General features: G+C 72.6%; 13 protein-coding genes. 4 read left to right on the top strand and 9 right to left on the bottom strand.

The window, feature by feature from the left end:
- Positions 1–193: 193 nt before the first annotated feature.
- Positions 194–3,007, bottom strand: coding sequence for an AAA family ATPase (locus AB0G32_RS38205; RefSeq protein WP_361174847.1), 2,814 nt, complete (start codon positions 3,005–3,007; stop codon positions 194–196).
- 280 nt (positions 3,008–3,287) lie between these two features.
- On the opposite strand from AB0G32_RS38205, the gene AB0G32_RS38200 reads away from it, so the two are divergent.
- Together AB0G32_RS38200 and AB0G32_RS38195 are read left to right on the top strand one after the other, a co-directional pair.
- A complete protein-coding gene (locus AB0G32_RS38200; protein WP_361174850.1) occupies positions 3,288–6,005 on the top strand; it encodes an AAA family ATPase in 2,718 nt (905 codons plus the stop codon).
- A 108-nt stretch (positions 6,006–6,113) separates the two neighbouring features.
- Positions 6,114–6,539: an OsmC family protein gene (locus tag AB0G32_RS38195; RefSeq protein ID WP_361174844.1), complete on the top strand. Its 426-nt coding sequence runs from the start codon at positions 6,114–6,116 to the stop codon at positions 6,537–6,539.
- On the opposite strand, the gene AB0G32_RS38190 is transcribed toward AB0G32_RS38195, so the two are convergent.
- The 7 genes from AB0G32_RS38190 to AB0G32_RS38160 all read right to left on the bottom strand — a co-directional run bounded on the left by AB0G32_RS38190 (position 6,529) and on the right by AB0G32_RS38160 (position 17,512).
- Positions 6,529–9,300: an AAA family ATPase gene (locus AB0G32_RS38190; RefSeq protein WP_361174841.1), complete on the bottom strand. Its 2,772-nt coding sequence runs from the start codon at positions 9,298–9,300 to the stop codon at positions 6,529–6,531. The genes AB0G32_RS38195 and AB0G32_RS38190 overlap by 11 nt on opposite strands.
- A gap of 93 nt (positions 9,301–9,393) precedes the next feature.
- Positions 9,394–9,735 (bottom strand): hypothetical protein, encoded by a 342-nt coding sequence (locus tag AB0G32_RS38185; protein WP_361174838.1) that lies wholly within the window; start codon positions 9,733–9,735, stop codon positions 9,394–9,396.
- A gap of 124 nt (positions 9,736–9,859) precedes the next feature.
- Positions 9,860–10,579, bottom strand: coding sequence for an alpha/beta hydrolase (locus AB0G32_RS38180; protein ID WP_361174835.1), 720 nt, complete (start codon positions 10,577–10,579; stop codon positions 9,860–9,862).
- Positions 10,580–10,614: 35 nt separating this feature from the next.
- Positions 10,615–11,565 carry an alpha/beta hydrolase gene (locus tag AB0G32_RS38175; RefSeq protein ID WP_361174832.1) on the bottom strand — a complete coding sequence of 317 codons (951 nt, stop codon included), beginning with the start codon at positions 11,563–11,565 and terminating at the stop codon, positions 10,615–10,617.
- 89 nt (positions 11,566–11,654) lie between these two features.
- Positions 11,655–12,443: a DUF427 domain-containing protein gene (locus AB0G32_RS38170; RefSeq protein WP_361174829.1), complete on the bottom strand. Its 789-nt coding sequence runs from the start codon at positions 12,441–12,443 to the stop codon at positions 11,655–11,657.
- A 354-nt stretch (positions 12,444–12,797) separates the two neighbouring features.
- Positions 12,798–13,265: a cupin domain-containing protein gene (locus AB0G32_RS38165; RefSeq protein ID WP_361174826.1), complete on the bottom strand. Its 468-nt coding sequence runs from the start codon at positions 13,263–13,265 to the stop codon at positions 12,798–12,800.
- Between the two features lie 137 nt (positions 13,266–13,402).
- A complete protein-coding gene (locus AB0G32_RS38160; protein ID WP_361174823.1) occupies positions 13,403–17,512 on the bottom strand; it encodes a toxin glutamine deamidase domain-containing protein in 4,110 nt (1,369 codons plus the stop codon).
- Positions 17,513–17,632: 120 nt separating this feature from the next.
- Between AB0G32_RS38160 and AB0G32_RS38155 the strand changes: the two genes are divergently transcribed.
- The gene (locus AB0G32_RS38155; RefSeq protein WP_361174820.1) at positions 17,633–18,592 is read left to right on the top strand and encodes an RICIN domain-containing protein; all 960 of its coding nucleotides are present in this window, start codon (positions 17,633–17,635) and stop codon (positions 18,590–18,592) included.
- A gap of 36 nt (positions 18,593–18,628) precedes the next feature.
- Positions 18,629–18,961, top strand: a complete 333-nt coding sequence (locus tag AB0G32_RS38150; protein ID WP_361174817.1) for a YbaB/EbfC family nucleoid-associated protein — start codon at positions 18,629–18,631, stop codon at positions 18,959–18,961.
- A gap of 62 nt (positions 18,962–19,023) precedes the next feature.
- Here AB0G32_RS38150 and AB0G32_RS38145 read toward each other — a convergent pair whose 3' ends face one another.
- Positions 19,024–24,036, bottom strand: a complete 5,013-nt coding sequence (locus AB0G32_RS38145; RefSeq protein ID WP_361174814.1) for a hypothetical protein — start codon at positions 24,034–24,036, stop codon at positions 19,024–19,026.
- Between the last annotated feature and the right edge of the window lie 838 nt (positions 24,037–24,874).

The following is a 24,874-nucleotide window of genomic DNA, read 5'->3' as shown; positions in this document are numbered from 1 at the left end:
CGCGATGAAGATGACGTGCCCGAGATGATCGGGGTGAGCCGTTCTGGCTCCTGACTTGGGTGCCTCAGCAGTGCTGGTCACGTGTACTCCTCGGGGATCGGAAACTCACCCTTGGAGACAGCTCCCGTGCGACAAGTGTGACACGAGTGCGCCGGCGCTCTCACACTGTCCTTGCGCCCGACTGCGGCAGGGCTCAGCCGGTGCGCAGTGTATCCTCCCCGTGGATCTCGGTGACCGGGGTACTCGCCAGGGCACCGGGCAGCGCGCGACGCGAGTTGATCCCGAGCTTGGTGTACACCTTCCGCAGATGCCACTCCACGGTGTGCGGGCTGATGAACAGCTCCGCGCCGATCCGCGCGTTCGTCATGCCGTCCGCCGCGAGTGTCGCGACCTGCGACTCCTGGGGGGTGAGGACGCTCGCCGGCTTGTTCTCCCGTACCCGGGCGTGTTCACCGGTGGCCAGCAGTTCACGGCCGGCCCGCTCGGCGAAGGCGTGTGCCCGCATGCCGTCGAACATCTCGTGGGCCGTGCGCAGGTGTTCCCGGGCCAGCGAACGGCGATGGCCGCGGCGCAGCCACTCGCCGTACAGCAGGTGGGTACGCGCCACTTCCACGGCCACACCGCCGCGGCCGAACTCCTCGATCGCGGTCCGGTACAGATGGTCGGCCTCGTCGCCCTCGGTGAGCAGGGCTTGGCTGCGGGCGGCGGCACCGCGCGCCCAGCCGGAATCGGCGGCGCGGGTGAGTTCGAGCAGCCGGGCGAGCGAGGCGCGGGCCTGGTCCAGCTCACCGCACCGCGTGGCGGCCTCGACGTGTTCGACGAGCGACAGGCCGGTGAAGTTGAATCCGTCGTGCTCGATGCCCGTACGAGCCGCCTCCAGGGCCTCCTCGTAGCGTGCCAGGCCGTTGAAGAGTACGCCTTGGATGTAGCCCATGGCGCCCAGCAGGGACACCTCGCCCCGTTGTTCGGCCTGCCGCCTGGCTTCCTCGACGATGGGGGCGGCGACGTCCGCCTCGCCCCGCCAGGCGGCCAGTACCAGCGTGGCGTACTGGTGCGGGGCGTGGCCGGTCGCGGCGGCGAGCGCGTCGGCTTCGTCGATCATCCGGTCGGCCTCGGCGAAATTGCCGTAGTGGATGTGGACCCCACCGAGGTAGACGAGGGCCGGTGGCAGCGCGCCGAGCGCACCGATGTCGCGGGCCAGCCGCACCGCGCGGCTGGCCAGCGCGTCCCACGCGTGCAGGTCCCAGGCGTAGTGGATGAACGCCTCCAGCGCGACCGGGGCGAGCAGCAGCCAGCGTACGGTCGCCTCCCGGGTGCCGAGTTCCTCCTGGGTGAGTGACTCCAACGCACCGCGCAGTACCGGGACACCGGTCTCGTAGCCGTCCGCGAGGACGGCGGCCACTCCGTCGAGGAGGAGGTCGGCGGACCTGGACCCCGAGGGGGGTGCCCCGGACGCGCGGGCCGCGACGGCGGCGGCGCGGGCGCCTGTCGGGCCGTGCACGCTGCCCGCGAAGATGGTCGCGCTGATGGCCTCCAGGTACGTCTCCCGGGCCAGTGGCGAGCCGGCGGCGGTGAACTGCGCGGCGGCCTCCAGGAGCAGCGGCGCCGCCTCGTCGCTGCGGCTGCGGGCGAACAGGATCCTGGCCCGCAGGCGCGCCAGCCGGGCGCGGTCCAGGCCACTCAGCGGGCACAGTTCGGCCACCGTCGCGAGCTCGGTGGCCCGGTCGGGCGCGGCGGCGGAGAAGTGCGCCTCGGCGGCAGCGAGGGCGCGGCGGCCCCGGGACCGCGGGTCCGGTGTCACCTCTGCCGCGCGCTCCAGCAGTACGGCCTCGGCGGCGATGCCACCGCGCTGCCGCGCGCGGTCGGCGGACCGTTCCAGACCCGCGGCGACCTCCTCGTCCGGCCCGTCGGCGGCCTGCGCGGCGTGCCAGGCCCGCCGGTCGGGGTCGGTGACCGGGTCCGTCGCCTCGGCGAGCGCCCGGTGCACCGCTCGGCGCTCCTCGGGCTCGGCTCCGCGGTAGACGGCGGAACGGACCAGCGGGTGCCGGAAGCGGACGGACTCGCCGAACTCGATCAGACCGGCCGCCTTGGCCGGTGCGGCATTGATGACGATCTTGAGGGTGGCGGCCGCGCGGACCAGCATGCCGGCGTCACCGACCGGTTCCGCCGCCGCGATCAGCAGCAGTGTCCGGGTGGCCGCCGGCAGCGCGCCGAGGCGGCTGGCGAAGTCCCGTTCGACACGGCCGGCCACCGGCCCCTGAACACTGGGGAAAGCTGACGAGTCGAGGCCGTAGGCCAGTTCGGCGGCGCTGCGGCCGCGGGAGAATTCGAGCAGGGCCAGCGGGTTGCCGTGCATCTCAGCCACGAACCGGTCCCGGACCCGCTTCTCCAACCGTCCCCCGACGGTGTTTTCGAGGAGTTCGCCGGCGGCGGCGGTGTCCAGACCGTCGAGCCGCAGCGTCGGCAGGCCGCCCAGCACGGTCCGCCCCTCGGGGTCACGGACCGCGAACACCATGGCGACCACCTCGGCGAGCAGCCGGCGGGCCACGAACTCCAGCGTCTGCAGGGAGACTTGGTCCAGCCACTGCGCGTCGTCCACCAGAACGAGTACCGGCTGGGTCTCCGAGGCGCGGGTGAGCAGGGTGAGCACGGCGAGGCCGACCAGGAAGCGGTCCGGCGGGTCCCCGGCCGCCATCCCGAACGCCACGCGCAGGGCGTCGCGTTGGGGCTCCGGCAGTTCGTCCAGCTGGTCCCAGAACGGCGTGCACAGTTGGTGCAGGCTCGCGTAGGGCAGCTCCATGTCGGCCTCGATGCCGTGCGCCCAGGTCACCTTCACCCGGGACGCCCGGGCGGCAACGTACTCCAGCAGCACCGACTTTCCGATGCCGGCCTCGCCACGGACCACCTGGACATGGGATCCGCCTTCGCGCAGACCTGTCAGCAGGTCGTCGAGCGCCCCGCACTCATGCTGCCGACCGACCAGGTCGGGAGGCGGGCCGACGATCATAAGACGCAGCTCCTTGGGGAAAATCCGGGGAAGTCGGGCTCCCGTAAAGTTGTCACAACGATGCTGTCAACCTTACCCGGGCCGGAACCACACCGAGGGTCCGATCGGCGTGACGGAGTCCACGCCGCGTCCCCCGCCGGAGTTGTCACAGACGGGTCCGCTGTCCGGTCGTGCCCGGACACCGGGAGTTTCCCGGTCGGCGCCCGCCGGCCCGCGCACGCGGTTGTTATGCTCGCCGCGTGCGGGGGTCGGGGTGAGCAGCGGGGACGGGCCGGGGCCGCTGCGTGGCCGGCGCCGTGAGCGTGACGCACTCGAAGCACTGGTTGCGGAGGTGGCAGCCGGACGCAGTGCTGTACTGATCCTGCGGGGTGACGCCGGGATCGGGAAGTCCGCTCTGCTGGACCACCTGGCGGCGCGCGCCGCGAAGTACCGCGTCGCCCGCGGGGCGGGTGCCGAGTCGGAGATGGAGCTCCCGTTCGCGGGCCTGCACCAGCTGTGCGCCCCGTTCCTCGACCGCGCCGGCTGCCTTCCGCCACCGCAGCGGGACGCACTGGCCACGGCGTTCGGGATGAGCGCGGGGCCGCCTCCGGACAGGTTCCTGGTGGGTCTGGCCGTGCTCGGACTGCTGACCGACGTGGCCGCCGAGCGGCCGCTGTTCGTCCTCGTGGACGACGCGCAGTGGCTCGACCGGGTCTCCGCCCAGACCCTGGCGTTCGTGGCGCGGCGGATGCTCGCCGAACCCTTGGCCCTGGTCTTCGCCTCCCGCGAGCAGCGGGGACACGACGAGTTCTCCGGTCTGCCCGAGCTGACCGTCGACGGTCTCGGCACTGCCGACGCCCGGGCGTTGCTGAGCACGGCGGCCGACGGCCCGATGGACGAGCGGATCCGCGACCGGGTCCTCGCCGAGGCCCGCGGCAACCCCCTCGCGCTGCTGGAACTCCCGCACGGCCGACTCGACGCGGAACCGGCGGACGGTCTGGGCCGGCCCGGTCCCGGACCGGTGACCGGCCGGATCGAGCGGAGCTACCTCGCGCGGGTGCGGTCGCTGCCGGCGGACACCCGACGGCTGCTGCTGATCGCCGCCGCCGAACCGATCGGTGATGTGACACTGCTCCGACGGGCCGCCGAGCGGCTGGGCATCGGCCCGGGTGCGGACGGCCCGGCGGTGACGGCGGGGCTGCTCGCCGTCGGGGCCCTCGTGCGCTTCAGGCATCCGCTCCTGCGCTCCGCCGTCTACCGGTCGGCCGGACTCGCGGAGCTCCGGGAGACCCACCGTGTCCTTGCGGAGGTGACCGATCCCGCCCTCGACCCCGACCGCCGGGCGTGGCACCTGGCGCGGGCGACGGTGCGGCCGGACGAGGCGATCGCCGGTGAGCTTGAGTCGTCGGCCGGGCGGGCGCTGGCCCGGGGCGGCATGGCCGCGGCGGCCGCCTTCCTCGCCCACGCCGCAGTCCTGACACCCGACCCGCGGCGCAAGGCGGCGCGCGCCCTCGCCGCGGCTCAGGCGAAACTCCGCGCCGGTGCGCCCGCCGCGGCCCGTGATCTGCTGGCGCTGGCCCGCAGCGGGGTCCTGGACGAGCACGGCCGCGCCCGCGCCGACCTGCTCCAGGCCCAGGTCGCCTTCGCCGCCAGCCGCGTCGACGAGGCGCTCCCCCTGCTGCTGACCACCGCGCGGCGTCTGGTGCCCCTCGACGCGGGTCTGGCGCGGGAGACTTTTCTGGACGCTCTGTCGGCCGCCATGTTCGCCGGGCGACTCGCCTCCGGCGCGGACGCCCGTGAGGTGGCGGCGGCGGCCCAGCGAACCTCGGAAGCAGTCACAGGGCCGCCGCGGACTGCCGATCTGCTGCTGGACGCCCTGGCCACCAGGTTCACCGCCGGCTACGGCGACGCGGTGCCCGCGGCGCGCGACGCGGTGCGCGCGTTCCGCCGGGAGACCGACCCGGAGGAGGTGCTGCGCTGGTCGTGGCTGGCCTCGACACTGGCGGCCGAGATGTGGGACGACGAGGCGTGGACGGAGCTGGTGGACCGCCACGTGCGGACCGCCCGCACCGTCGGCGCGCTCACCGAACTGCCGCTCGCGCTCAACTCCCGGGTCGTCGTCCACTCCTGTGACGGCGGCCTGGAGGCGGCGGCGCTGCTGATCGCGGAGATCGCCCGGGTCCAGGAAGCGGCGGGCAGCAGCTTCGCGCCGTACGGCGCGATGACGCTCGCCGCCTGGCGGGGACACACGCGCGAAGCCCTGCCACTGATCGAGACCGGCATCGGGGACGCGGTGAACCGGGGTGAGGGCATCGGCGTGTCCATCGCGCACCGGGCCGAGGCCGTGCTTCACAACGGTCTGGGCCGGTACGAGGACGCCTTCGACGCGGCCCGGCAGGCCTGCGCTCATCCGTACGACCTGGTCACGGCCAACCTGGGGCTGGCCGAACTGGTGGAGGCCGCGGTACGCAGCGGTCGTCATGACGCGGCCGAGGAGGCGCTGGACCGGCTGACCCGGACCACCGACGCCGCCGCGACGGACTGGGCGTCGGGTATCCAGGCACGCTCCCGGGCGCTGCTCGGCCAGGGTGACGCGGCCGAGCGGCTGTACCGGGAGGCGATCGAACGACTCGGGCGGACCCGGATCGCGGCGGAGCTGGCCCGGGCGCACCTGCTGTACGGGGAGTGGCTGCGTCGGGAGGGCCGCCGGGTCGACGCCCGGGAGCAGTTGCGCGAGGCACACACACTGTTCACACGGTTCGGCGCGAGCGCGTTCACCGAGCGGGTGGTACGCGAGTTGCGGGCCACCGGTGAGACCGTGGCCCGGCAGGGCGCCGATGCCGCGACGGCGCTCACCGCCCAGGAGACGCAGATCGCGCAGCTGGCCAGGGACGGGCTCACCAACTCCGAGATCGGCGCCCAGTTGTTCCTCAGTCCGCACACCGTGGAATGGCACCTGCGGAAGGTGTACGTCAAGCTCGGCATCACCTCGCGGAGGCTTCTGCGCACGGTGCTGTGAGCGGCGGGTGTCACAGGTGCGGACGCCGCTCGGTCTGTGGGGAGGGGGGACGGGTTCCTCGACGGTCCCCGCCGCATCGTTCCTCGCCCCGCGCCGAGAGGGAGACCCATGACCACGCGCATCGTGTCCGTCGCCGAGGGCAGACGGCTCGCCCGTGCTGTCACGATCGGCACCCACACCCTGACGGCCGACGAACCCGAGCCGCTCAGCGACGACACGGGCCCCACCCCGGGAGAGCTGTTGCTGGCCGCGCTGGGGTCGTGCACATCCATGGCGGTGCGGGCACTGGCCGACCGGCACGGCTGGCGGCTGGACCGTATCGACGTGGCCGTACGGTTCGGGACGGAGGGACGCATCGTCAAGAACATCGGGTTGACCGGTGACCTGGAGCCGGAGCAGCGCAGGCAGTTGCTGGCGGCCGCCGGACGGTGCCCGGTCCACCGCATGCTGAACAGCAAGATCCCGATCGTCACCGTGCCCGCGCTGCTGGCGGAACCGGAAACGTCCGGCGCCGGGCGAGAGGTCAGGACGTGAGCGGGGCGGCGTCCACGACGACCGAGCCGATCTCTTTGCGGGAGGAGACACCGAGCTTCGCGAACACCTTGCTCAGGTGCCATTCGACCGTGTGCGGGCTGAGGAACAGCCGGGCGGCGATCTCCGGGTTGGTGAAGCCCGCCTGCGCGAGCCGCGCGATCTCGGCCTCCTTCGTGGTGAGGGCGGCCGGGGTCGCCGAGGCGCGTTTGCGTACGGTCGCTCCGGCGGCCTGCAACTCCCGTCGCGCGCGCTCCGCGAATGCCTCGGCCCCGGCTTCGCTGAGCATCTCGTACGCCTTGTTCAGTTGCACACGAGCGTCGTCCCGGCGTTGTCCGAGGCGGAGCCACTCGCCGTAGCGGAGCCGGGCGCGGGCGCTGTCCATGCGGGTCCCCGCCGCGTCGAGGTGCTCAATCGCCCGCTGGTGCAGGGTGTCGGCGGCCGGCCCCTCGCTCACCAGGGCACGGGTGGCGGCGGAAACGCCCATGGCCCAGGGGGTGCGGACGGCCCGGGCCATCTCTGCCATCGTCCGCGCGGCCTCGGCCGCCTGCGCGGTGTGGCCCAGTCGCACGGCCGCTTCGACGAGTTCAACCCGGGACTGGAGAGACAGTCCGGATTCCTGCGGGTTCTCGCAGCCTCGCTGGGCGGCGGCGTAGGCCTCCTCGTACTGGCCGAGGCCGTTGTGCAGCACCGCGGCCGCCCATTGGGTGGCCGTGGTCACCTTGCCCTCACCTTGGAGGAGACGGTCCTGCGTGACGGCTTCGATCGCCTGCCGGGTCGAGGACTCGTGTCCCTTGAAGGGCACCACGACGAGTGCGCCGTAATGCGCGAAGAAGCTGCTGCCGGTGGCTTCGGCGATCGCGCTCGCTTCCACGGCGAGGGAGTCGGCCCCGCGCAGGTCGCCGGCGAACACCCGGTTCGACAGGCGCAGGAGGAGGGCCGAGGGCAGTACGGCCAGTGCTCCGCTGCCGCGGGCCAGCTCGACCAGCCGCGCCGAAAGCTCGGACCAGGAAGCGAAGTCCCAGGTGTTGTGTGCCATGCGGCAGACCAGCGGGAGCCATCCCAGGCCGTCCTCCCGGGAGATTTCCCCCGTCCGGAAGGCCGCCACGGCCTCCAGGAGAAGCGGCGCGCCCACGGAGTAGTCCTCGGTGATCACCCGCGCCAGGCCGGTCAGCAGCAGGTGCTCACGGCTCGCCGTGGGGACGTGTCCCGGCGCGCTCAGTACGGCCTCGGCGACATCGCGGACGCCGCCCGTCGCGAGCCGGCCCGCGGTCAGGGCCGCGTGTGCGGCGTCCCGGTATGTCTGGAGGGCCGACCGGGGGTCGAACGGCTGAAGCCGCCCGGCCGCTTCGAGCAGGTACGGCAGTCCGGTACTGGCGCTCTTGGCGGCGGACATGATCTGTCCCCGCAGCAAGGTCGCCCGTACCGCGTCGGCCTCGCCGAGCGGGCTCAGTTCCGCCGCGTCGACCAGTGACCGCGCGACATCGAAGGCACCCGCCTGGTACTTGGCCCGCGCTGCGGCCAGGGCCCTGTCCCCACGGCGTACGGGGTCCGGTGTCAGTTCGGTGGCCCGGTACAGGAAGGCCGCCGCCGCCGCGACGCCGCCGCGGGCGTAGGCCCGGCCGGCGGTTCCCTCCAGCTCGGCGGCGACGGCCTCGTCGGGTCCCGTCGTCGCGCTCGCGAGGTGCCACACCCGGCGTTCGGGATGGAGACTCGCGTCGATCGAGTCGGCCAGGGCCGCGTGCACGCGCCGGCGCTCCCGGAAACCGGCGGCTCGGTACGCCGCGGAGCGGACCAGCGGGTGGCGGAAGCGCACCCAGGTGCCGAACGTGATCAGGCCGGACGCCTCGGCGTGGGTGACCGCGGTGTCCACGGAGATGTCCAGGCGCTCGGCGGCCCTCCGCAGCAGGGAGACGTCCCCGACCGGTTCGGCGGCGGCGATGAGCAGCAACTGCCGCGCCTGGTCAGGGAGCGACTGGATGCGGCGCAGGAAGCCCGCCTCGATCCGGCTGGACAGCGGCCGGGTCGTGAGGCCGCCGAGGCCACCCGCCATCTCGACGGCGGTCAGACCCCGCGGCAGTTCGAGCAGGGCCAGCGGATTGCCGCGCGTCTCGGCGACGATGCGGTCCCGCACACTCGCGTCGAGCGGTCCGGTGACGACCGAGTCGAGGAGTCTGCGGGACTCGTGCTCCGCCAGTCCCCGCACGAGGAGTTCCGGCAGGTCGGCGAGGATCTCGCGGGTGCCGGACTCGCGGACGGCCAGGACCAGCACGACCGATTCGGCGAGCAGTCGGCGCGCGACGAACTGCAGGGTCTGCGCGGACACCCGGTCCAGCCACTGGGCGTCGTCGACCAGGCAGATCAGCGGCTCGTCGCCGACGGCCGAGGCAAGCAGACTCAGGGTGGCCAGGCTGACCAGGAAGCGGTCGGGCGCGTCGCCGGCCCGCAGCCCGAACGCCGTGCCCAGCGCGTTGCGCTGGGGCTCGGGGAGGTCGTCGAGGTGGGAGAGCAACGGGGCGCAGAGCTGGTGCAGCCCGGCGTAGGCGAGCTCCATCTCGGACTGCACACCGGCCGCCCTGACGACCCGGCAGCCGGTGGCCCGGTCCAGGAGGTGGTTCAGCAGCTCGGTCTTGCCGATGCCCGCCTCGCCGCGGATCACCAGGACCCCGCTCCGCCCGGCCCTGGCCTGCGCGAGCAGCTCGTCGAGGACCCGGCATTCGTCCCGCCGCCCGATGAGCCCGGTCCGCGTTCCGCCCCTCACCATGACCGCCTCCCGGCTGCCACGATACCTTGGCGTTCGCTGTCCGCACGGCCCTCTCCGCAACCGCTTGCAGTGACCGGGAGCCGCCGCGCCGGCTCAGGCCACCGACGCCGTGACGGCCACCGTGCCCACGAAGATCACCGCGCTGATGACGGTCATGGCGATCAGTGTCCCGCGCAGCCACCGCGCGAACCGCACGTGGTGCGCGGCCTCGGCCGCGCCAATGCTGTCGGCGATGTGCTGCGTCACCATGCGGGCCACGTACCGCTGCTCCTCCAGGTACCAGAACTCGATGTCCCGTCTCTGCTCGTGGGTCAGCCCGGCCGTCCGCCCGGTGAAGGCGGTCACGCGCCGACGGGCGGTGCTGAGATGGGCCTCGCGGTACAGATGTGCCTCGATGTCGGCCAGCCCACGGGCGGCCTGCTTGTCCGTGTTCATGATGCGCTCCAGAGTCGGTGGCCCGGTGTTCGTTCCGCCGCGCGGGGGGCCGAGGGGCCCGGCCGGCCGTGTGTGACATGGGTGCGGCCGGGTCTCGGTCCTGCGGTCCGGGGTGGCGGGCCGCTCAGCCGGTGGCCTGTGCCGCCTCGTCGATCAGGCGCGCGACCTCGGCCGGGCGCGAGACGCCGACCGCGTGGGAGGCGGCGACGGTCGCCACGGTGGCGTCCGCGCGCTCGGCCATCCAGGTCTGGGCCCGCGGGGGGATGTTCCGGTCCTCGGTGGCCACGAGGACCCAGGACGGGATGTTCTTCCACGCCGGGGCGGCGGCCCCCTCCGCCAGCGCGGCGTCGGTCACGGGGCGCTGGGTGGCGGCCATGACCGCCGCGGTCCCTTCGGGGACGTCGGCGGCGAACTGCTGGTGGAACTTGCTCTGCTCGATGTACAGATCGGCGACCTGGCTGCCGTCGGGCAGGGTGACCGGCACCTGGCGCAACGCCTCCCCGAGGGTACTGCCCGGGAACTCGCCGGACAGGTCGACCGCGCTTTCGCCCGCGTCCGGCAGGAAGGCCGCCACGAAGACGAGTGCCTTGACGTGGCCGAGGTCTCGCGCGGCATCGCTGATGACCGAGCCGCCGTAGGAGTGGCCGGCCAGGACCACGGGTCCGTCGACGGCGGTCACGAGCTGTCTGACGTAGTCGCTGTCGGCGGCCAGTCCGCGCAGCGGGTTGCTCGCGGCCACCACCGGGTAGCCGTGGGACTGGAGGGCGCCGACGACACCGTTCCAGCTGGAGGAGTCGGCGAACGCGCCGTGGACGAGGACGACGGTCGGCTTGCGCGTACTCATGGAGCGGCCTTTCGTAGTGGTTCGCACCGACGCGTTCAGTCGGTGCCGAGGGCCTTGCGCAGGACGTGGACGGCCTGCTCGATCGCCGTGCTGGAGGCCTGGGTTCCGCGAACCGGGTTCAGCATCATGAAGTCGTGCAGGGTGGCGTTGTAGCGGATGCTCGTAGTCGGTACGCCGGCCTCGGTCAGCTTGCGGGCGTATGCCTCACCCTCGTCGCGCAGTACGTCGTTCTCGTCGACGACGACGAACGCCGGGGGCAGCCCACGCAGGTCCTCGGTCGTCGCACGCAGCGGGGACGCGGTGATCTCGGCGCGCTGGGCGGGGTCGGTGGTGTAGGCGTCCCAGAACCACTCCATGGCCTTCGCCGTCAGGTGCGGTCCGTGGGCGAAGGTCCGGTAGCTCTCGGTGTCCTGGCCGGCGTCGGTGACCGGGTAGTACAGCGACTGGTGCCGGAAGGTCACGTCCCCGCGCCGCTTGGCCAGGTGGGTGAGCGCGGCGCTCATGTTGCCGCCGACGGAGTCACCGGCGACGACCATGCGGGAGCCGTCCAGTCCCTCTTCGCGGCCCGCGGTGGTGACCCAGCGGGCGGTCGCGTACGCCTGCTCGACGGCGACGGGGTACTTGGCCTCCGGGGAACGGTCGTACTCGACGAAGAGCAGGGCCGCCCGGGCGCCGACGGCCAGTTCACGCACCAGACGGTCGTGGGTGCCGGCGTTGCCGAGTATCCAGCCGCCGCCGTGCACGTACAGGATCACCGGCAGCACACCGGTGCTGCCGACGGGCTTGACGACGCGGACCCGCACGTCACCGGCGTCGGCCGGGACAGTGATCCACTTCTCGTCCACGTCAGGCTTGTCGACCGGCCCGGACTGGACGTCGTCGAGCAGCTTGCGGGCACCCTCGACACCGAGTTCGTACAGCAGCGGCGGCTTGGCGGTCGCGGCGGCGAATTCCTGCGCGGCGGGCTCCAGAACGATGTCACTCACGGCCTGCTCCTCGGGAGTTGGTGGGTTTTGGAAGACTTTCCACCTCATGAGACCGGGCCGGGAGCCGATGTGTGACGCGGCGGCCGGCGTCAGCCGGCGGCCGTCCGCTTGGGATCGGTGGGCTTGGGCAGCAGGAAGCCGTCGACGTACAGATCGACGTGTTCGTTGTAGAACGCCGTCAGTCCGGCGATGCGATGGACCTGGACGGTCGGGAAGTCGTACGTCCAGGCAACGTCCTCGTGGGCCGCGGCAGCGCCGTCGAAGGACCAGTAGCCGCTCGTGGTGCCTTTGTAGGGGCATCGGGTCACCGAGTCCGAGGGTCGCAGCCGGGTCCAGTCGACGGTCGTGCGGTCGAGGTAGTAGCGGGTCGGCAGGCCCGTCTCGAACAGTTTCACGCAGCCGGGAGCGTCGGCCAGCACGACCCCCTCCAGTTCCACGCGGACGCTGCTGCCGGACCGCAGGGCGTCGACGCGGGAGTAGGGGCTGCGGGGGTGGACGTATACCGGCTCGTCCTCCTCGAACCAGGAGTCCAGCGCCTCCCACTCGAAACGCACGGTGCCGTGCAGGGGGCCCGGGGCGCCCTCACCCCATACCCAGGCCGCTCCCGCGCGCGTCTCCGCACCGACCTGGAGGGTGTGCCGGTGTGCGGGGCCCGCGCCGAGTTGCTCGGTGTGCTGGTCGTCGTGGAGCACGCCGTCCACCAAGTCCTCGACGGGGACGCTGAATTGCGGATATGCCTGCCATTCCCACACGTACAGCGCGCGGCGGGTGTCGAAGGCTACCCGGCCGCCGATCGTTCCCCGGATGCGACGGGGCACCGGTTCGACGTGTCCGATCGGCACGATGAGGCTCGGGTGCAGGACGCTTTCGGCTGCCATGGGTGATCACCTTGATTCCACTGACGGTGCGCTCGCCGTGTCCGGACGCGGTGGCTCCAGGTCGGCGGCGCCTGCTCGCTCGATGCTATCGGCGGCGGGCCCCGGACGGAGTGCGCGACACATGGTGTCTCACACGGTGTGCCGGATGACCGGGTGCCGACGACAGTGGGGCCCCGCGGCAGGGCCGGTGCCGCTGGAGTGCGCTTGTGTTCCGGTTCGGCGGATCTCCCGGCTGACCGTGAACGGGCTGCGGCCCAAGTACCGGGACCGTACGGAAGGCGGTGCCACCGCACGGATGGGTGGCACCGCCGGCCGGCCTCTGCGAACGTCACTCCTTGATCCACACGACGGGACTCAGGGGTTGGGCCGCGGGGCGCGCAGGTGGGCCCGCTCCTTCAGCTCCGCCTCGTCGACCAGTTCCAGCATGGGCTTTCCGGGGGCGCACATCATGGTGACGATGAACTCGGTCGGCTCGTCGTCCAGGGCGTTGCCGTCCTGGTAGTGGATGGCGTCACCGCCCGGCTCCCAGAAGGTGCCGCCGGGCTCGACGACTCGTTCGGGCTCGCCCTCCAGCTCGAAGCGGACGGCGCCCTTGATGACGTAGCCGAACGCCGGGCCGGAGTGCCGGTGCGGCGGGGTGCCCGGATCACCGGGCTCCCACTGGACGTGGATGGTCATCGCCGAGGCACCTTCGGGCACAGTGATCGGCGCGGCGTCCTGCAGCAGCTTCGCCGCCCGGGTCCAGCTGGGGCCGTTCTCGCCGCCGGTTCCGTGGCCGTGCCCGTGGTGGCCGTGGTGGCCGTGCTCTGAGTTTTCCGACACTGAGTCGCACCTTCCGTGATGACGCCGTTGTCCGGGCGGCAGCCCGGCCGCCGTCGCGTGGTCGTTCCGGTCGCGGGACCGCTCGACTTCTCTGACCGGGTGGCCACCGGATCTGTGACAGGCAACGACCGGCGGGGTCATCGGCGGCCGGCCCGCCAGCCGAGGACTCCCAGCAGGTCCGCGCCCAGGTTCAGGTCGCAGAAGTCCGTTCGCGCACCGGCCGACTCGGCGGCCTTCGCCGACGGCCCGGTCAGCTGACCGTAGTTGTCCAGGTCGATCGAGACGACCTGCCCCTGCGCGGCCCCGGGCGCCTGACCCGTGCTGTCACCGGTGCCGAGTGCGTCCAGCCATCGGATCTCGCCTCCCGCGTTGATCGCCCACACGGGACTCACCGGCGCCGTCCCGAACACCAGCGACCGCGAACCGGGGGTCCGCAGGATGTCCCGCAACGCCGCGATCTCCTCGGCCAGCGGCCGCTGCCAGAGCCGTACCGCGGGACGCACGTCCTCGGCGAATGCCGTGCGCGCGGCGGGGGGAACCTCCTGGGCCGTGTGGGTCGTGTGGGCCGTGGTCCCGGTGTGCCAGGTGAGGGTCTCCCACAAGCGGTCGTCCGCGTCGGTGACCGACAGCGCGTTGGCGTGCAACGTCAGAGCGGGGGGCGGCCCGTAGAGCTGATTGAGCAGCGAGTACAGCACGGGATCGTGGTCGGCCAGCCACGCGGCGCCGTTGTTGCGCCGCTGTCGGGTGGTGGCGTCGAGTCCGTGGTTGGCGCCGAAGTAGGCCACCGTGCTCTGCGCGAAGTACTCGGCCGCGTCCGTGGCGGAGTGGTTGTGGGACGCGTCGCCGTGCACGTCCCACAACGGACCGTCGACCCACTGCCGCGCCGGGCCGGCGTCCCGTCGGGCGCCGAACGCCTCCTCCGCCCTCGTCCGCAGGGCGTCGTCCAGACCGAACGCGTACACCAGGTGCGCGGCCTCGTGCAGCACGGACGAGTAGCCCTCGGGGTGGGTCCGGGCCGGGTCGGCGGCCGCCCGGCCGAGGAGGTTCTCCTCACTCACGGCCACCAGGGCCCGCTCCTGGTCGGTCCAGCCGCGCACCCCGGCCGGCGGGCGCACCCGGTCCTCCAGCCCGGCGTACGGGGGCAGGTCGGCGAGATTCCCGGAACGGGGGATGACCACGACCCGGACGCCGCTGGCCGCGACCCGTTCCGCGACCGGGCCGTCGCCCAGGAGCAGTCCGACCAGACGCGCGGCCTCCGTCCGAGCGGCGACCGGCTGTTCCACCGCGGCGGGCACGTCGATCAGTCCACGGGCGATCTCCATCGCCCGGGACCTGTCCGTGACACCGGCAAAGCCGGTAGCCGCGCCGAAGGCCGACCCGTCACCGACGCGCAGGCCCTGGTCAGCGCCCGGCGCCGGTTCACTCCACTCCCAGGGGCGGGAGCTTCGCGCCGGTGTGTTGCGGCGTGCCGCCGTGGCAGGCCGGCCGGACTGCGATCCGCGGTCCTGGAGAGGGTGGGACACGCGGCCGGTCCCCAGGTCTTCGGACATGCGCTTGCTGGTGTCCCTGGCCGCCTGCGGGCCGTTCCGCTCGAGTTCGTCCGCGACGATGTCGACCATGTCCACATGGAGTTGCCGGTACTTCTCGGCTTCCTGCGACAGGCCGGGGACGTCATCCGGCGCAGACACATGGTGCATGCCCACGATACCGACGGCTTTGTCCCGGAGCGGTTCGAGCTGCCCCGGCCCGAGGCGGGCGAGCACGCCGCGGGCCTGGGGAACCTTCGAAAGCCAGGTGCGCAGCGCGTCCTCCGGCGGCCGGGGATAGCGGGAACCCCCTCGGTGCGAGCCGGAGGCGACCGCTGTCGGCGTGGCCGACGCCGGGTGCGCGCCGGGTCCCCGCGCGGCATGGACAGGAGCCGGACCCGGCCCGGCCGACGCGGAGATGAGCCCACGGACAGCGGCGATCGCCCGGCCCAGCACTTCCTGGCGGGCCGGGTTCCCGGGGGCGGCGGGCCGGTCCAGTTCCTGAGCGGCGAAATCGGCCAGTGCACCGAGCGGCGCGACCGCCGCGGAGGCCAGGCGACCGCCCCGGGCGACCGAGGCGAGCGAGTCGGCGAGGAACAGGTTCCAGCTGCTGTCCGGCAGTTGAACCGGCAGCGCCGCGTCCCGCACCACGGGGACGAACGCCAGCAGGGAGGCAGCCGACAGCACATTCCCGTCGGAGAGGGTGCTTCGCACCAGAGTCGCCAGGTCCTCCAGTTGCCGCGGCCGGCCTCGGCTGTATGCGAAGGCGTCCTGGGTCAGAGCGGCCACGTCGGCGAATTGCCGCCGCATCTGATCCCGCTTCATGACGACGCCGTAGGGGCCGTAGTTGCGCAGTTCGATCAGTGCGAGCGGGACCCCGCCATGCCGGTGCAGTCTTTGGAACTCCGTCTTCTCCCGCAGCCCGACCGCTTCCCGCTGCCCGATCGTCAGGCCGGCGCGGGTGCTCCCGGTGAGGCCGTAGGTGAGGTAGTCGTCCACGCTGTGACCGTTGTCTGAAGCTGTGAGATCTGCCTGCAGCAGAACACCGGCTCGGGCTGGGGCGTTCGGTACTTTGACGACATTTTTCAGGTAGTGGTGCAGCGAATACGAGAAATATTCTTTGATCCAGGTGGCATTTCTCCTCAGGAAATCCTGCACCTCCTCCCGCAGGGCACCGAGTATCTCGCCGAGCGGATTCCTCGCGGCCACTGCGAGGAAGTTTTTGACGATGTTGTTCCTGTTCACATACTCCTGGAACACCGGGGCCGCGGCATGGGTCCACAGAAGCCATCCGTAGCCCCACACTTCACGCACTCGGGGGTCCGGCGAGAGGAGATAGGCTTTTGCGGGGTCGGGCTGCGTCGGCGGCAGCCCGACGAAGGCATGCGCCAAACTCATCCCGAAGTCATGGGCCGCGGCATGAAACGGGGCTACCCGGTTCCGGGACCGGTCAAGGGCGAGGAGCGACAGCAGTCCGTCGACGGGAACACCGAAGGTGAACTGCAGAGCTGATACGTCGTACGGTTTGAAAGGGGGAATCGGCAGACCCGCCATCGTTTCAGAAGCGGGTCTCCAGCCGTCGTCCGAAAAGACGTCGCCGATGGTCCGGCCCCGGCCGGCCAGCAGCTTCTCCTCTGCGGCATCGGAGAGATCGAAGGCCGCTTCCGAGTTCCATGTGCTTCCGTCGCGCGGCCTCCAGAACTCTTCACCTTCGAGTACTGCCGCGGGCCGGGAGACGAATTCCGGAAGCCAGTGCTCCGGCCCCCCGTCTATCCTCAGTTGAGAGCCGGAGACGTGTTCGGCTATCACGTCGTCGGAGAAGATGTCCGGCCATTCACTCACCGGGACCAGGTTGATGAGGAACTCTCGCTCGATGCCGCCACCGGTGTACTGGCGGCTGGCGGAAGGGTCGGCCTGTACGTGCCCGGCGGATGAGGACACGACGAAGTCCGGCAGGGCGTCATGAACGATCCGGGCCTGCCGGTCGATGACGACCGCACGTGCCTCGACCGGTCGGATATGAGGCGGCTCCTTGTCCACCCGCAGGCCCGCTTTCGCCTGTTGCGGATCCAGCCAGGCGACCTCGACCGGCTCCCCGTTCGCCGGCTCGGGCACATAGGCCGCGAACGCGTGTCCCTTGCCCTGGGGGCGCCGGGCGAGGACGAAGGCCGCGCTGCCGGGACCGCTCGCGCGCAACGCCTCGGTAACCGACTCCCAGTCCCTGACGCGCTTCCAGTCGGCGCCCGGGGCGAGGCGGCTGCGCTGTGCGTCGAGGCCCACCGCACCGTCGTCCACCGCCCGCGCCGCGGCGACGCCTTGCGGGAACAGTTCAGCCCGCAGGGAGAACAGGAGCGTCAGGCACTCCTGCGCCGTCAGGTCACGCGCGGACAGGGATACCGGGTCCGCTTCCCCGGTCCGGCTCCCGGCCTCAGTGACGACACTCTCGACCACACCCGCCAGGTCGGCCGCCGTCAGCACCCGCGGCTCGCGCGGCGCCACCGCCGTCCGCGCCACGGTGTGCTCCGAGTGCTCCGTCAGGTCCTCGGCAACGGCCTCGTAGTGGTCACGGCGGTCGGCGAACCACTCGTCCAGATCACCTCGGATCGCCTCCATCATGGCGCGCTGGGCATGGGGAGGCAGCCGCTCCCAGGCGGACCGGCCGTACGCGTCGGGGATGCACGGCAACCAACTGGCAGACGGATCCACGGCGAGCTCACCCATGACGACCACCTCTCAAGCTTCGGACACCCGACCGAGTGACATGATGTGAGACCATCAACCGTGTCACACCACCGTGTTACACGGTCCCCGATTACCACTGTGTCATACCAAGGAGTCGAAGTGACGCTCCGTCCCGAACGGCAGGATCCGGTACTGCTCAACGGAGCGGCGTCGCGCTTCGCCCGGGCCTTCACCAGTACCACCACGCGAAGCAGAGAGGACGGCAGCCCCGGCGGCCGGCCCTGGGCGTGGCTGGCCGGCGCGGCGGTCCTCACCGGATGTGTGGTGCTGAGCCTGTTCGTCTACAGCATGTTCCCGTCGGACTCGCCCGCCACGGTGGCGAAGACCACGGCGACGGCCGCCGTCGGCACGGGCCCGTCGGGGCCCGCGCACTCGGCTCCGTCTCCGTCCGCCGTGCCGGGCAACGGCGGTGGCGGTGCGGCCCGGCCCGGAGCCCCCGGGACGGCGGGAGCGGCGGGCACCGATGTCACCTCCGGCGACCGGAACTCCCCTGCCACCGACCGGACGCCCACCACCCCGTCCCGGCCCACCCGCCAGTCCACCTCGTCCGGTTCGGACAGCACCACGGGTGGTTCGTCGGGGGCATCGGGCTCCGCCGGTTCATCCAACGCGTCCGGCACCTCGGGCACCTCGGGCACGTCCGGCGAGTCAAAGAGCGTCACCTACCCCGGTGTCAGGGTCTACAGCCATGCCGACGGGCGTTGTGTGACCGCCAGTGGGTCCCGGACGGGTGCCGCCCGGGACGGCACCCGCCTGGAGATGCGTGACTGCGTCGGCGGCTCCTGGCAGAAGATCGACTTCCGCTCCGACGGGACCGCCCGCATGTTCGGGCTCTGCATGGACATCGCCGGAGCCTCCGAGGCCAACGGGACGCCTGTCCAGCTCGCCCGGTGCAACGGTGGCTGGGCCCAGAAGTTCAAGGTCAACCAGGCTCACGACCTGGTGAACACGGTGATCGGCAAATGTGTCGACGTCAAGGACAAGCTCCAGGCCAACGGCACCCCGCTCCAGCTGTGGAGCTGCGTCGGCGCGGACAACCAGAAGTGGAGCACGGCCTGAGGCAGCCGGGCCGGTACCCGAGAACGGAGTCAGATCATGGAGCGGAACGACGCCCTCGACATGGGCCGGCTGGTGGAGACCACCCGGCAGATGCAGCAGGGCCTGGCCAGGGCCCAGCAGGAGATCCACACGTTGAGCGCCCGGGGGACGGCCGGGGGCGGCGCCGTGCGGGTGACCGTCGACAGCAAGGGCGCGCTGCGGGAGTTGACGATCTCACCGGCCGTCGCTGACCCGGGCGGTACGCGGGCCCTCGCCGAGCTGGTCGTGGCCGCCGTCCGGGAGGCCCAGACCGCGTTGGCCGCCCAGCACGAGGCCCGGTTGCTTCCCATGCTCGAAGCGCTCGACAAGACGCTCGAAGGGTTCCGCTGACACCGCCCGGTGCGGACCCGCGGGCGGGAGCGGGCCGTCGGGCCGGCTCCCGCCCGCGTCGTTCACAGCACGTGCCGCAGGTCGGCGCCGGGCGAGATACCGCAGAACCGGGTGGCCGCGTCACCCGCCTGCGCCAACTGCCGGACCGGGGCGATCAGCCGGCCGCTCGGGGCCAGGTCGACCGACCGTACCGGCGCGGCGGCCCGCGCCGGAGCCGTCGTTCCTCTCAGGTCCTGGGTCAGCCATTGGATCGTCCCCTCGCGGTTGACGGCCCACAGCGCCTCGCCGGCCCGCACCCCCGTCACCAGCGAACGAGCGCCGGTACCGGCCTGTCTCAGCAGGTCCTCGAGGTGCGTCACGGCCTCGGGAAGCGGCTGGTCCCAGGTGCGCCTGGCCAGCTCCACCCGCTCGCGGTACGGCAGTCGCCGCGGTCCGGCCGACGTCCCCTCGGACATCCGGCCGGCCTCCGCCGCCGGACGGTCGTCGAGCAGTTCACGGTAGGCCTCGACCTGGCGCTCCGCCTGGACGATCAACTGCTGGACCACCGCCCTGTTTCCTCCGTCGTGCGTGCCGGCCGCGTACTCGTGCGCCCGGTCGATCAGCTGGTCGAGCAGGTCCGCCCGCCGGGCCACGTCGTCCTCGGGGATCCCCTGGTGGTCCGCCAGCAGCTTGTCGACCCCGGTGATCCGGGACAGGGACCGCGACCGTGCCGCGGTACGGCGGCGGAACTCCTGCGCGTCCAGGAGATCACCGGCCGCCCGCGGTGCCGGGTCCGCGTGTGACGGCGTACCGCCGGTCGCGGTCCGCGTCGCGCGGCGCAGCGGGAAGCCGGGTATGTCGTCCGTGGTCGGCAGGAAGGAGGCGGCGCCCGCCGGCTCCGGCACGGGGGAGCCGGTCCGCCCGTCCATGAACCTGACCTTGCCGTCGCGGTCCCGCGTCACGTTGATGACCTGGTCGATGTCACCGTTCCCGTACTCCGTCACCAGCAGACCGCGTGCGTCGGACGGCGCGCTGGACATGGCTCTGACGACGGTGGCGATGTCGGGCACGGGGTCCGGGGACCGGTCGAGGTAGGTGGCCAGACGGGTCCGCGCGTCCAGGGCTTCGGTGCCGTCCTGGCGGGTGCCGACCGCCGCCGGGGGCGGTGACCGGTGCGGAACGCCGTCGCGCAGCGACATGTCGGCCGTCAGGGCCGCCAGGACCCGTCTCGTCGCGGGATCGCCGCCCTGTTCCTGGTGCGGATCGGCCTCCTGCAGCCAGTGGAGTGTCTCGAAGGCGTCCCCGGCGGTACGGCGTCGTACGGCCGTGCTTCCGGTTTCGAGCAGTGCGGTCAGGTCATGACGGAACCACCGGCGCACGTCCGGGTTGAGCCGTGCGCGAGGCTCGGGGTTGGGGTCGTAATAGGCCGCGTAGGCTTCCGCGAACCATTCGTCCGGGTTGGAGAACTGGTAGTTGGAGACGGCGTACCGCTCGCGTTGGCTCTGCAGGTAACTGACCCAGTTGCCGTAGGGGTCGACGTGGTAGACGCGGCCCGCCAGGCTCAGTGTCCCCGCGCCACCGTCGTTCAGCGTCCAGGGCTGCGCCACGGCGAGCCGGGCGAACTTCACGATCTGATCGAGCTTCTCCTGGAGCGCGGCGCTCGCGTCCGGAAGCGCGAGGAGCCCCGGCAGGAGGTCGGGGCGGTTCCGGGCCCTGCTGGGCAACAGGACCTGCGCGACGCGCTGGTACAGGGGTACGTTCGAGATGCGGAGGTTGCGCTCCTCCTCGGTGATCCGGTGGAAGCTCAGAAGTTCTTCCGCGACTGCCGTGACGAACCCCGGCTGCGCCTCATACTGCTTCCACCCTCCGAATCTCTCCTCAGCCCGCAGGATCTGCCAGACGGAGAGGGCTTCCAGGGAGTGCCCGATCTCGTGGCGAAGGGTCCACTCCAGCAGGTTGCCGTGGGCCAGCACATCCGACACTCCGCCCATGACATGACGGTCCCGACCGGAGATGCCGAGGGCCGCGTCACTTTCCTTGCCGACACCCTCGTAACTGGCCAGCAGCACCTCGTCCATCAGCCGGCGCTGGAGGGCGTTACCGCGGTTCAGCGTGGTGTAGAGCAGATCCGGTACGTACTTCGGGACGACCACCTCGATGCCTTTTGTGTCCCAGTCATAGGCGCTGGTGCCGCTGCCGTTCCCGTCGCGGGCCGGTTTGATGAACTTCAGGTCGAAGTTGCCCCGCACGTGAGCCGCCGGCAGTTGATGGAGCACGGTGCTGATGGTGTCGAGCATGGAATGGCTGAAGTGCCCGGCGTCGACGGGTGCGCCGGGCGGCGGACCGATCACCGTGTCGAACCTCTCGCTGAGGTCTCGCTCCCGTCGCTGCGCCCCACTGTTGCGCAGCAGGCCCGCGAGGTCACGGCCCTCCGGGCCCGGCACCGTCTTCCGGGACAGGGCGACGTCCAGGGGCTCGGCGTCATCGGTGTCCCCGACGATCCCCTCGACGTTGACCCTGCTCAGGCCGGCGCGGGCGCCGGACCGGGCCGCCAGGGCACGTCCGACCCGGTCCAGGTCCTGCGGGCTCCCCGACCCCAGTGCTTCGCCGAGAGCCCGGCTCAGACCGGTGTCGACGGTGTGCTCCGTGCGGGCCATGAACACTTGGGTGTCGTCCGGCCCGGCCGGGGGGCGCGCGTCGTTCTGGTGCGGCCTCGCGTGGTCCAGCATCTCTCCGACGACGATACGGGCCCGCCGCTCGATGGAGAGTTGCTCGAACCGGTCGCCGAACCGTTCGGCCACCCGCTGGTGGGCCTGGTGGATCTCGCCGCTGTTCCCGTACACCCCCGTGTGCTGCGCCAGCAGACCGGCCGCGACGGCGATCAGCTTCTCCTCGGGACGCACCAGGGACCGCGCGACCAGTGCGGCCCGCTCCCGCACCCCGAGGTCCGCGAGCGCCGGGCGTTCGCGCAGCAACTGCCGGTGGGCGCGGTCGATCTGCGCGGCGGTGAAGGCGTACTCCGTGCTGCTCCGCAGCCGTTCGCGCACCTCGCCGCGCAGGTCCAGGACCTTGCCCTCGTCCTCCCTCCCGGCCTGCCGGGACACCGGGCCGGCGGTGTCCCGCTCCACCGTGCCGCGTACCGGCGTCTCATCGGCCCGGGTTCCAGGTCCGGGTCCGCCGGGGCCCGGGGCCTCCCCCGGGGTCCGCTGCTCGGGTGCGGCCGCGCGGGCGGTGCGCGGGTCCTGGAAGGCGGGGTAGGCGTCGTCCTTGAAGTCCATCAGGTACTCGCCGTCCCGCAGGTCGTCGAGCCGGGTGCGGAATCCGTCCTCGTGGCGGGACTCGTGCGCCAGCCACACGTCGGTCCGGTGCCCCTCGGGGGCGAAGAGTTCGTCGTACTTGGCGACGTGTTCCGTACGGAAGTCGTCGCCCAGCCTGCTGACGGTGTCCTCGTGCAGCGGGAACGCCTCGAAGTCGCCGGGGTGGCCGAGGATCTTGTGGAACGTGTGCGCGGACTCGCCCGTTACGGCCTGGAGGTCGCCCTCGTGGCGGACGCGGTCGGGCAGGGTGGAGCGCAGCCGGTCGCGTACGCCGGTCCACTCCGGGGCGGGCTTCCCCGTCTCGCGGCTCTCGCCCCACCGCTCGGTGAAGTGCCGGCCGGCGGCGGTCCGTACGGTGTCCAGGTACTCACCGGCGACGCGCTGCCGGGCGGCCTCGCCGAAGTGGGAGAGGACGTCCTCACCCAGGTTCCCCAGCTCGCGCTCCGCGTGGGCCCGCTCCTCGGTGAGCCGGCCGCGGACGAACTTCTCCCGCGCGATACGGCCCGGGAGTTCGTCGACCGCCCGGGTCGTCGCCAGGTGCCACAGCTCACGCGGCCCCTCGCCGTCGCCGTGGGCGAACACGAGGTCGTGGTCGGCCCGCAGAGCACGCTGGAAGTCCAGCCGCACCTGGTGCACGAGGTCGTCCGGCAGTGGCTCGCCGCCCCTGCCGTTCCAGCGGACGATGTCGTCGAACCGCTCGGCCGTGGCGGTCCGGATGTCGTGTTCCCGGGTGGCGATCCGTTCGAGGTCCGGGCCCACGCCGTTCATCAGGGCGTCGATGTCGAGGCCCGTCCAGGCCGGCAGTCCGCCTCCGCTCTCTCCGTCGCGCCGGTACCGGTCGAGGATGCCGGCGAGGTCCTCCCGCTTGCCGATGTAGTACTGCTCAAGAGGATTGAAGTCGTGCGTCCGGTCCCGGAAGAGGTCGACCGGGGGGCCGGCCGGGACGGTGTCCTCCGCATACCCGTACCGCCTGATGTCGTCCTTCACGTACGTCCGCAGCTCACCGTCGTACACGTGGGCCGGCGTCCCCTCGAAGCGCGGGAGGTCCTCGCCGTGGGTGAACCGGCCCGCCCGGTAGGCGTCCGCCTGTTGTCTGAAGCGGGCGGTGAACCGCTGCGTCTGGTCGGCCCCGACGAGGTACTTGTACGCGTTCGCCCGGGCGTTTTCGGTGATGCGGGTGTACGCCTCCGGGGAGACGCGGCCCGTCCGGTCCAGCTCCGCCCGGAAGGCGCGGGTGATGTCGCCGCGCCACTGCCACCGGGCGTGCCGGGCCTCGGCTCCGTCACGCGCCAGCGGCGCCCGGCCGGCGACGTCGTTCTCGACGTGCGCGGTGTACGTGTCGTAGCCGCGCCGCCACACCTCGTCGAGGCCGGTCCGGCCGGTCTCCAGGCGGGCTTCCGCCTCGACGAGCGGGAGGGCCCGGTCGGTCTGCTCCTGCTTGAAGGCCTGCCACTGCCCGGTCCGGCCGGCGTCCTCCGGCCCGCGACCGGCGCCCGCGGGGGCCTCGGTCGCCGTCGGCACGGGCGGGTCCGTGCGGCCGCCGGGGGCGCCCGCCAGGTGCCGTTCCGTCGCGGACGGCGCTCCGGTGTGCTCCGGGGTGGCGGCAGTAGGGGCCGTGCCGGTGGTGGCGTCGGCCCGGTCCGGTGTCCCGGCGCCGGCCGGCGTGTGCGGTTCGGTGCGCGCCGGTGTGTCCGGGCCGGTGCGGGCCTCGGCCCCGGCCTGGCTCCGTCGGGCCGGTCCGGCGTCCGTCCTTGGCGCCTCGGACCGGGCCGGTGTCACCGCTGCGCCGGGCTCCCGGGCCGGCGCGTTCGTGCCGCGTGGGACACCGTGTTCACCCGGGGCGGGCTCGGTGCGGACACTCACGGGCGAGGGCCGGGCCCCGGACGGTGTGCCGGTGAGCGGGGACTCTGCCGTACGGGCCGGACCGGCCACGCCGCGGCCGTCCGCCGGCACCGGGGCGGCGTGGCCCTCGCCGGCGCCGCGACGACCGGTTCCCGCGGCGGTCTCGACGTCGGGGCGTGCGGACGCGGACAGCGGGGCACGGCCCGGACCGTGCGCGGCACGGGACGGCGCCTCCGACGGAACGGCCGGGGCGTGGTACGCCGTCGACGCCGGGTTCTGGCGCCCTGAGACAGCGGCACCGACGCCCTGGGCGTCCACCTCGTGGGCGGGCCGCGGGCGGGGGGTCGGCGCGTCGTGCGTACCTGCCGTGGTGCCCTGTCCATCGCCCGCGGCGGTTCCGTGCGGGACGGGACGCGGGACGGACTGGTCCGTGGCAGCGGACCGGACCGGGCTGCGGGGCGGTCCGTCGAGGTGTGCCTGTGGGGTGCCGGGGGCGTCATGGCCCCGGACCGCGACGGTCGGCTGCCGCCGCTCGCTCACCGGGCCGGACGTCCGCCCGGTCGCGGGCGGGGACGTGAACTCCGGCACCGGTGTCCCGACCCGCTCGCCGCCCGTACCCGTCGGCTGCCGCACGACCGGCGGAACCACTGACTCCACGACCGGTGTCGCCACCCGCTCCCCACCGGCACCCGCCGACCGCCCCGGGACAGGCGGTGCCACCGCTTCTGGAGCCACTGCGGCGGCCCGGCCGCCCGCGCCCGCCCGCGGCGCGCCG

This window comes from Streptomyces sp. NPDC023723 (genome assembly GCF_040639815.1).
In the GTDB taxonomy this organism is placed as follows: Bacteria; Actinomycetota; Actinomycetes; order Streptomycetales; family Streptomycetaceae; genus Streptomyces.
Note: the sequence above shows the minus strand (reverse complement) of the source record. Positions and strands in the feature narration are given on the sequence as shown.